Below are 8,970 nucleotides of genomic sequence, written 5' to 3'. Positions count from 1 at the left end.
AAAACAAGTGTGAGATACGAGACTTGATATAAAAGATACAGATCAACAATAATCTAATAACTCAATAATCTTTATTCCGCTTCTGCGAATCTTATAATTTTAGAATCTTCCAATTAACTTTCAAACATTAAAACTATCCAACTTTCCAACTAATTTTAAAATCTTAGAATTCCAATGAACCGAATACATACATTATTTCAAAATAAAAAAGAGCGGGCATTGTCCATCTATTTCACTGCTGGATTTCCGGCTTTGGAGGATACTTTGCCAACTATGCAAGCCATTGAAGAAGCCGGTGCTGATATCATAGAGATAGGAGTGCCTTATTCTGATCCCATTGCTGATGGGCCGACCATTCAGGATAGTAATATGATTGCCCTGGAAAATGGTATGAGCTTGAAAAAACTTTTTGAGCAAATCAAAGACATGCGTCAAACAGTAAGTATTCCAGTTGTTTTAATGGGTTATCTGAATCCAATTATCCAATATGGAATGGAAGCCTTTTTGCAGAAATGTAAGGAAGTAGGAGTGGACGGATTGATTCTCCCAGATCTTCCGATGCAGCAATGTTTGGATGAATTCAAGGAAATGTTTGATCAGTATGGCTTGAGTAATACCTTTTTGATTTCTCCGCAAACAAGTGAATCTAGAATTCGCGAAATTGATGAAAATTCCAATGGGTTTATATATATGGTTTCCTCACACAGCATCACTGGAGCTAAAACAGGCATTTCAGAAGAACAAATCTCCTATTTCAAACGTGTTCAAGATATGAACCTGAAAAATCCAAGATTGATTGGTTTTGGAATTTCTGATGCAGAGACATTCACCACAGCATCGAAATATGGTAATGGTGCTATAATCGGAAGTGCATTTATCAAAGTAGTCAAAGACAGCAAAAATCTAAATGCTGATATCAAATCATACATTCAGTCAGTAATTCAATAGTTATGATTATACAATTAAAACAAGACATCACCGAATCGCAAAAGGATTCCCTTATCGCAGAAGTCAATCAAATAGGCTATAAAATCACAGAGGTAAAAACCCAGTTGGGAGATTACTTGGTGGGTATAGGGAAGAAAGATTTTGATATCAGGCAAATTGGCAAAAAAGAAGGAATAGAGGATATACACATTGTCTCAGATGAGTACAAACTGGTTTCCAAAAAATGGAAAGCCAAGCCTACTTCTATCGATTTGGGAAATGGCATTTTCATAAAAGATGGTGACATGGCTGTTATTGCAGGACCTTGTTCGATAGAGTCTGAGGATCAGATCAGAAAAGTCATCGCTCATTTGAAAGAGAATAACATCAAAATGATGCGTGGAGGTGTATTTAAGCCACGCTCCAGCCCATATGCTTTTAGAGGTTTGGGGATCGATGGCTTGAAATTGTGGTATGACCTTGCCAAAGAAGCAGGAATCAAAATAGTCACAGAAGTAATGCAGGTTTCGCAAATTGAAGAAATGTACCCTTATGTGGACATTTATCAAGTAGGGGCGAGAAATACCCAAAATTTCAATTTGCTTGATGAACTTGGAAAAGTGGATAAAGCAGTAATGATCAAAAGAGGTATCTCTGGTACAATTGAGGAGTTATTGCAGTCAGCAGAATATGTTTTTTCTGGAGGCAATGAAAAATTGATTCTTTGTGAAAGAGGAATCAGAACTTATGAAAGGGCTAGTAGAAACACTTTGGATCTGAATGCCGTACCTATTCTGAAAGCAAAATCCCATCTTCCTGTGATCGTAGATCCTTCACATGGAATTGGTATCAGGGCATACGTGCCACAGATGGCTCTTTCTGGTGTGATGTCTGGAGCAGATGGAATTATCTACGAAACGCACGAAATTCCCGAAAAAGCATATTCTGATGGGCAGCAAACTTTGGATTTTGCCCAAAGCTCTCTTTTGGCAGAGCAAATCAGAAAAACATTTGCTTTGAGAAAGACTTTTGCACTTCTTTAGAGAGATGGATTGAATGTCTTGTCTATCTGATTTAAAGATTTGATAAAGTACTGTTTTAATAATAGTTATTAGGTTATCAGTTATCAGTTATCAGTATAGCTCAATTGATTGAAATTGAATGGCTTTTTGTAGAAAAAGTGATAATGATTGGAAGTTGATTATTCTTCCCATTCAATTAAATCAGATTGAAGAAATTCAGGAAATGCTTAAATTTGGATATTGGTAGGAGGAATGAAAGCAACAAGGTCTGTGCTTAAAAAAACGAAAAAATATAACCCAAATATAATGATTAGCAAACCGAAAGATTGGGTCTTTACTGATCCAAGGCTCCAAAAAATGAAACAAGATTACGCTGCTTACACTGCCGAAGACTTCAAAGTCTGGAAAATCTTGTTTGATAGACAAATTGTCAACCTTCCAAAGGCAGCTTCAATTGCTTATCTAGAAGGGATCAAAGAAGTGAATTTCACAGCTGACAAAATTGCTGACTTTGAAGATGTAAATAAAAGGTTGGCTGAAAGTACTGGCTGGGAAATACAAGTAGTTCCTGGATTGATAGATGATGATCTGTTCTTCGGACTGATGAACAACAAAAGATTCTGTTCATCCACCTGGCTTCGCAAAATGGAGCAACTAGATTATTTGGAAGAGCCAGATATGTTCCATGATGCCTTTGCACACATGCCGATGTTGACCAATCAGCCATATGTAGATTTCTTAGAGAATCTGAGTGGATTGGCACTTAAGCATATAGATAACAAATGGGCCATTGAAGTATTATCAAGAATTTATTGGTTTACCATCGAATTTGGTTTGATAAGGGAAAATGGTGAAGTGAAAATCTATGGTGCAGGCATCTTAAGTTCAGCTGGAGAAACAAAATACAGTCTTTCCGAAGAACCAGCACATTTGGAATATGATGTCAAAAAAATCATGAATACCCCTTATTGGAAGGACAAATTCCAAGATAAATACTTCATCATCGAGAGCTACGAGCAGCTTTATCAATCTTTGCCTGAAATAGAAGCCGTACTGGAAGAAATGGTGGCGGAAGAAGCGAAGTGAGAAGCAAAGATAGAGGCAAGTAATGTGATAGAGTACATTGAAGGGGCATTTTATAAAAGCAACGGGTCATGACGCTATGTCAAAAAGAATCCAGTTTAATATCTGCCCTGAAGTGCCTGTCCCGTGCCGATAACTATCGGCATGGGACAGGCAAATTAATGGTTATTTAGACCATAGAGAAATCAATAGAAAATAGTGTCAACTAATCTCAGAACGTTATATTTAGTAAAATCCTAAACTATGAAAACGATCATCATATTTTTTCTTTTTATGTCATTTCTTACGATTCATGTTATAGCTCAATCAAGTGATGAAGGTGAAATAAGAAGATTGGAGAAACATTGGACAAAATTGTTGGATGAAGGTGATACAACCGCTCTACTCAAGATATGGTCAAAGGAGTACGTTGTCAACAATCCCAACGGAAGAATAGTCACTCCAAAAGATATTGTGTCCCTAATGAAAAGTGGACATGTATTTCCCGCTGTTAAAAGAATAATTGAGAAGATTACTTTTAATCAAAATATTGCGATAGTTATGGGAGAAGAACTCCAACAACCTGCAAATATGATTCCCGATGAAAATGAATGGATCTCAAGAAGATTCACAAATGTGTGGATAAAGACAGATAAAGACTGGCAATTGGCTTCGAGACAATCTTCAGTTGTAATTAAAGACGGCCATTGATTTTTTAGCTATTAATTAAACTTGGATTATTCAGGTTTTACCAGCTTTTCAAATGGCTGACTTTCTATTTGGTCTTTTTCACTTCGAGAAAAGTTTAAATTGACATTTTTTATTTTTAACAGATGTGAATAACATTTTTTTTATTTGTTTGATTTAAAACACACAATGTTATTGGCATGATTATTTTTCTAGCATCATAAGAAAAGCAGTTTTTGAATTTAAATTGACTAAATTTATCAAAATGGTTGATTGTTAAGGAGCCAACATTTTACACCATACTTTTTTAATGATAGAGGTTTTGGTAGAAAATTTTATTCTGTCAGATATTTAAACTTACACCGTTGCAAACCAAAGAAATGAATCATGAAAATATTTATTCAATACATGGTAAGCCTCCGATGCAAGTTGATGGTAAAATCAGAATTGGAGAAATTGAACATAAAGTATAAATCTGTAGAGCTTGGTGAAGTAGTAATCACCAAGAATCTTTCGGAGGCAAAAAGGGAAAAGTTGAAAAAAGGTTTGCGTAAATCAGGCTTGGAGCTGATGGATGACAAGAGAGCTATGCTTATCGAAAAAATCATAAATGTAATAGTCGAAATGGTCCATTACTCTGACGAATTGCCAAAAGTGAATTTTTCCGTTTTTTTGAGCGAGAAGTTAGGGCTTGATTATCATAAGCTCGCTGAGATTTTTTCCAAAACCAAAGGTATTACCATAGAACATTTCATTATCATCCACAAAATAGAGCGAATTAAAGAGCTAATCATTTATGATGAATTAAATCTGACTGAGATTTCTTACCTTTTGCACTACAATAGCGTATCTCATTTGTCAAAGCAGTTTAAACAAGTGACTGGTTTGACTCCTACATTTTTTAAGTGTTTATCTAAAAAACAGCGCTTTAACCTAGAAGATCTCTAGATTTTTAAAAGTTTTACCCATTAAATTATACAAAATTCTATTTTTATTATGTAATGCTTTCGGAAGCTTAATTCCTGACCTTTATAATAAAGCGAAACATAATCCCCGTGGCTTTTACGAAAATAGGTAAATGGCCAGTGTTGTGCCAAAATAAGTTCTTTCGTGATGATCAATTTTATTAAGAAAGCTACTGTTTAATTCAATCTTTTACGGATAAGTTAAAAAGTGAAATATTTATTAATAACATCTCAAAAGTAGCTTATCAAATTAGCAAAAAAGCAAATCAATGAAAAATCACGGAGTACTTGAGAAAGGCAAAGTACATATTATCATAGAGATTATAGAATATATTCCCAACGCAATAGTCAGTAAAACTATTATCAAAAAAACCACTGGTAATGTAACGGCTACATCCATGGCGCTAGGAGAGGAACTAGGGGAAAAGACAACACCTTTTGATACTTATGTTCAAATTATTGATGGTAATGCAGAGTTGACTATTGAGGATAAGACGTTCTACTTGAATTTGGGAGAGGGAATTGTCATTCCTGCCCATTCCAAGCATAGTTTTACGGCCAACGAACAATTCAAGATGATCACTACAGTCATCAAAAGTGGCTACGAAGAATAGCTTCATACTTTAAAAAATGGCACACCCAAACAGACATTGTACTTTCAAATACTAAAACATGGTAAAAGTAATTAAGCATGGAATTCTACTTGACAAAACCGAAAAGGGTTTTGAATACGAAGGTGTACTCAATCCTGCTGCCATCAAGATTGGAGACACAACCCATTTGTTTTACAGAGCTGTAGCCAAGGGTAACTATTCTACTATTGGTTATTGCAAGCTTTCGGCACCTACGGTGATTGAAAGTAGATCTGATAAACCTGTTTTACTTCCGCAGTTTGATTATGAATTTCATGGCTTGGAAGACCCTCGAATAGTTGAAATCGAAGGAATCTTCTATCTCACCTACACAGCTTATGATGGAGTCAATGCAATGGGAGCCTTGGCGACTTCCAGGGATTTGGTTAATTGGGAAAAGCATGGAATCATTTTACCTCAATTTACCTATGAAGAGTTCAGGCATTTCACGGATCTTGAATGTGCTATTAATGAAAAATACGCTCGATTCAACGAATACAAAAAAATTCAAAAAAGCCAAAAACAAGCAGCTTTGGTATGGGACAAAAATTTCATATTTTTCCCTAGAAAAATAAATGATAAATTTTGCTTTCTGCATAGGATCAAGCCTGACATCCAAATTGTCGTTGGGTTGGACAAATTGGAGGATCTCACTGTTGAGTTTTGGCAAGATTACTTTTCCCACTTTGAACAACACATTTTATTAGCACCGAAACATCAACACGAGATAAGTTATATCGGTGGAGGGTGCCCGCCCATAGAAACAGAAGCAGGTTGGCTATTAATCTATCACGGAGTACAAGATTCGGTAAGTGGGTATGTATATGCTGCATGCGTTGCTTTATTAGACTTAGATGATCCAAGAAAAGAACTTTCCAGACTCCCTTATGCATTGTTTTCCCCCGAAGAAGATTGGGAAATAACAGGTGAGGTGAACAATGTCTGCTTTCCAACAGGTGCCATTTTGGAGGGGGATAAGCTATATATTTATTATGGAGCTGCTGACGAGCGAATTGCAGTAGCTTCGGTAAGTCTCAAAGAGCTTTTAACAGAATTGGCTGAGTTTGATCCACAAACAGAAAAATCACTAACCCTATGAAAGACTTCACTTCATCACTCCCAAAATTCCCTGACTTCAAGTATTCCAATGCAGAAGCGCCATTTTTTTCTTTGACAGATATTACTTTGAGCGAAAATGGGTCAAATCTCCCTGAAATACTTTTCGTCACATCTTTTCCGCCAAGAGAATGTGGTATAGCTACTTATACCCAAGATTTGGTTCAGGCGCTGAAGAACCAATTTGGAGAAAGCTTCAAATATTCAATCTGTGCTTTGGAGTCTGCGAAGGAGCAATTTACCTACGAACAAAAGCCAAAATTCATATTGAATACAGATAATAGAAATTCCTATGCAAAAATTGCTTTCAATATAAATAGAGACAACAATGTGAAGCTAGTTGTAATTCAGCATGAGTTCGGATTGTTCGCTTCTGAACTGAATGAATTTAACCTTTTTATTCACAATATTTCAAAACCAATAGTTTTTGTTTTTCATACTGTCCTTCCAAATCCGGCTGAGGATATGAGAAGACAAGTACTTGACATGGCTGCCAATGCAGCTTCCATCATTGTGATGACAAAGAGTGCTCGAGATATTTTGGTAGAAGAATACACTTTAGAAGCTTCAAAAATCACTGTTATTCCCCATGGAACGCATTTGATCTCTCCTATAGAACGCAATAGCCTGAAGGTGAAATACAACCTTGAGGACAAAAATGTACTTTCTACTTTTGGATTGCTTGGTAAAAGCAAATGCATAGAGACTACTTTGAATGCATTACCTGCAATTGTCAAAAATGATCCAAACGTGATGTTTTTGGTTTTGGGCAAAACTCACCCTAACATAGTAAAGGAAGAAGGTGAAAAATATAGGGATTCATTGATAGAAATAGTCAGGGAATTAAAGCTTGAAAAGCATGTTAGATTTGTCAATGAGTACTTGCCATTACCGATTTTATTGGAATATCTCCAGCTGACAGATGTTTACCTTTTTACATCTAATGATCCCAATCAAGCAGTGAGTGGTACATTTTCTTATGCAGTGAGCTCAGGTTGTCCTGTAGTATCTACACCCATTCCCCATGCAAAAGAAGTCTTGAGTGAAACCAATGGGCTTATTGTAGATTTTGAAAACCCTCATAAATTGGCAAAAGCAGTCATTTCTTTATTGGGCGATGAAAAATTGCGAGCTGAGATTTCTTCCAATAGTTTCCACAAAATGGCTTCTACGGCTTGGCAGAATTCAGCCATAGCCCATACTATGATTTTCAAAAATCTTACTGAAAAAGAGGTGAAAATTAAGTTCAGTATTCCAAAAATCAATCTCAATCATATCAGAAAGATGACCACTGATTTTGGGATGATTCAGTTCTCAAAAGTTGCTTCACCAGATTTGGAAACGGGATATACTTTGGATGACAATGCTCGGGCATTGATAGCAATCTGCCAGCATTATCAACTTTACAAAAATGAAGAAGACCTTTTCCTAATCAATAAGTATTTGAAGTTTGTCAAATTCTGTATGCAATTCAATGGGGAGTTCTTGAACTATGTAAATGACAGGGAAGAGTTTTCTTATCAAAATTATCCCGAAAATCTTGAAGATAGCAACGGAAGGGCGATTTGGGCTTTAGGATTTGTAGTCTCTCTTCATGATATATTGCCCAAACTCAACATAGCAGAAGCAGAAAAAACACTGGAAAAAGCTTTGCCACATTTAGATAAAATCCATTCAACAAGAGCAATGGCATTTATCATAAAAGGTTTATATTATCAAGACAAAAAGGAAAACAAATCATTGATCCAAAGACTTGGAAATAGATTGGTGAAAATGTATGCGCATGAAAAGTCAAATGATTGGCATTGGTTCGAAAGTTATCTGACTTATGGAAATAGCCTATTGCCAGAAGCTTTACTTTGTGCTTATCTCAGTACCAATTTCGAATTGTTCAAAGTGGTTGCCAAAGAAAGCTTTGAGTTTTTGCTTTCCAAGATCTTTATCGATGGAAAAATCAAAGTCATTTCCAACAAAGGTTGGCATGTGAGGAACGAGACATCTTTGGCTCCAGTCGGTGGAGAGCAGCCTATTGATATAGCTTATACGATTATGGCTTTAGAAAAATTCTATCATGTTTTTGGCCTTGAATCTTACAGTCAAAAAGCAAAAACTGCCTTTAATTGGTTTTTGGGAGACAACCATTTGAATCAAATAGTTTACAATCCATGTACAGGGGGCTGTTATGACGGGATAGAGGAATTCAATGTCAATCTCAACCAAGGAGCCGAATCTACTTTGAGTTACTTGATGGGAAGATTGGCAATCAAAAGGTTGATGGACTTTGAGGAAGCTTCAGTACTTCTGCCTGCGAGAGAAGTTTTTGAAGAATTGTAAAATTCAGGCTTAATTACCATGCTGTTTCTAAATGTAATTTGCCTCAGCATGGTAGTGGCACCTCTTGCTTAGCTTGCGGCTTTGCGGATACTCATATTTTTTTATTTGTATCCGATTTCTTGCGCGTAGCCAAATAATAGATTTTTGGAGGATCGATTTGTGTTTCTGTTGACTGTGAACTATTGTCTGATGACGAGTATTCGCAACTTACAAAGCTACTTCTTA

8 protein-coding genes are annotated in these 8,970 nt (G+C 36.1%); all 8 read left to right on the top strand.

Translation table 11 applies throughout. The features are described 5' to 3' along the window. Nucleotides 1-174 precede the first annotated feature (174 nt). Nucleotides 175-948, top strand: coding sequence for a tryptophan synthase subunit alpha (gene trpA / locus MM236_RS09420; protein ID WP_241274723.1), 774 nt, complete (start codon nucleotides 175-177; stop codon nucleotides 946-948). 2 nt (nucleotides 949-950) lie between these two features. Next, the gene (aroF, locus tag MM236_RS09415) at nucleotides 951-1,970 is read left to right on the top strand and encodes a 3-deoxy-7-phosphoheptulonate synthase (RefSeq protein ID WP_241274722.1); all 1,020 of its coding nucleotides are present in this window, start codon (nucleotides 951-953) and stop codon (nucleotides 1,968-1,970) included. A 285-nt stretch (nucleotides 1,971-2,255) separates the two neighbouring features. Beyond that, the gene (locus MM236_RS09410; RefSeq protein ID WP_241274721.1) at nucleotides 2,256-3,035 is read left to right on the top strand and encodes a phenylalanine 4-monooxygenase; all 780 of its coding nucleotides are present in this window, start codon (nucleotides 2,256-2,258) and stop codon (nucleotides 3,033-3,035) included. Between the two features lie 240 nt (nucleotides 3,036-3,275). Next, nucleotides 3,276-3,722, top strand: coding sequence for a nuclear transport factor 2 family protein (locus tag MM236_RS09405; protein ID WP_241274720.1), 447 nt, complete (start codon nucleotides 3,276-3,278; stop codon nucleotides 3,720-3,722). Between the two features lie 363 nt (nucleotides 3,723-4,085). Further along, nucleotides 4,086-4,646 carry a helix-turn-helix domain-containing protein gene (locus MM236_RS09400; RefSeq protein WP_241274719.1) on the top strand — a complete coding sequence of 187 codons (561 nt, stop codon included), beginning with the start codon at nucleotides 4,086-4,088 and terminating at the stop codon, nucleotides 4,644-4,646. Between the two features lie 286 nt (nucleotides 4,647-4,932). After that, the gene (locus MM236_RS09395) at nucleotides 4,933-5,277 is read left to right on the top strand and encodes a cupin domain-containing protein (RefSeq protein ID WP_241274718.1); all 345 of its coding nucleotides are present in this window, start codon (nucleotides 4,933-4,935) and stop codon (nucleotides 5,275-5,277) included. A gap of 58 nt (nucleotides 5,278-5,335) precedes the next feature. Continuing rightward, nucleotides 5,336-6,394 carry a glycoside hydrolase family 130 protein gene (locus MM236_RS09390; protein ID WP_241274717.1) on the top strand — a complete coding sequence of 353 codons (1,059 nt, stop codon included), beginning with the start codon at nucleotides 5,336-5,338 and terminating at the stop codon, nucleotides 6,392-6,394. After that, the gene (locus MM236_RS09385) at nucleotides 6,391-8,745 is read left to right on the top strand and encodes a glycosyltransferase (RefSeq protein WP_241274716.1); all 2,355 of its coding nucleotides are present in this window, start codon (nucleotides 6,391-6,393) and stop codon (nucleotides 8,743-8,745) included. The genes MM236_RS09390 and MM236_RS09385 overlap by 4 nt, the downstream gene beginning before the upstream one ends. Nucleotides 8,746-8,970: the final 225 nt, after the last annotated feature.

It is taken from the genome of Belliella calami (genome assembly GCF_022549695.1).
Taxonomy (GTDB): Bacteria; Bacteroidota; Bacteroidia; order Cytophagales; family Cyclobacteriaceae; genus Belliella; species Belliella calami.
Note: the sequence above shows the minus strand (reverse complement) of the source record. Positions and strands in the feature narration are given on the sequence as shown.

Coding starts and splice junctions, on each gene's coding strand:
- MM236_RS09400 (WP_241274719.1), top strand. CDS start 4,086: ATGAAAATATTTATTCAATACATGGTAAGCCTCCGATGCAAGTTGATG.
- aroF (WP_241274722.1), top strand. CDS start 951: ATGATTATACAATTAAAACAAGACATCACCGAATCGCAAAAGGATTCC.
- MM236_RS09405 (WP_241274720.1), top strand. CDS start 3,276: ATGAAAACGATCATCATATTTTTTCTTTTTATGTCATTTCTTACGATT.
- MM236_RS09390 (WP_241274717.1), top strand. CDS start 5,336: ATGGTAAAAGTAATTAAGCATGGAATTCTACTTGACAAAACCGAAAAG.
- MM236_RS09395 (WP_241274718.1), top strand. CDS start 4,933: ATGAAAAATCACGGAGTACTTGAGAAAGGCAAAGTACATATTATCATA.
- trpA (WP_241274723.1), top strand. CDS start 175: ATGAACCGAATACATACATTATTTCAAAATAAAAAAGAGCGGGCATTG.
- MM236_RS09410 (WP_241274721.1), top strand. CDS start 2,256: ATGATTAGCAAACCGAAAGATTGGGTCTTTACTGATCCAAGGCTCCAA.
- MM236_RS09385 (WP_241274716.1), top strand. CDS start 6,391: ATGAAAGACTTCACTTCATCACTCCCAAAATTCCCTGACTTCAAGTAT.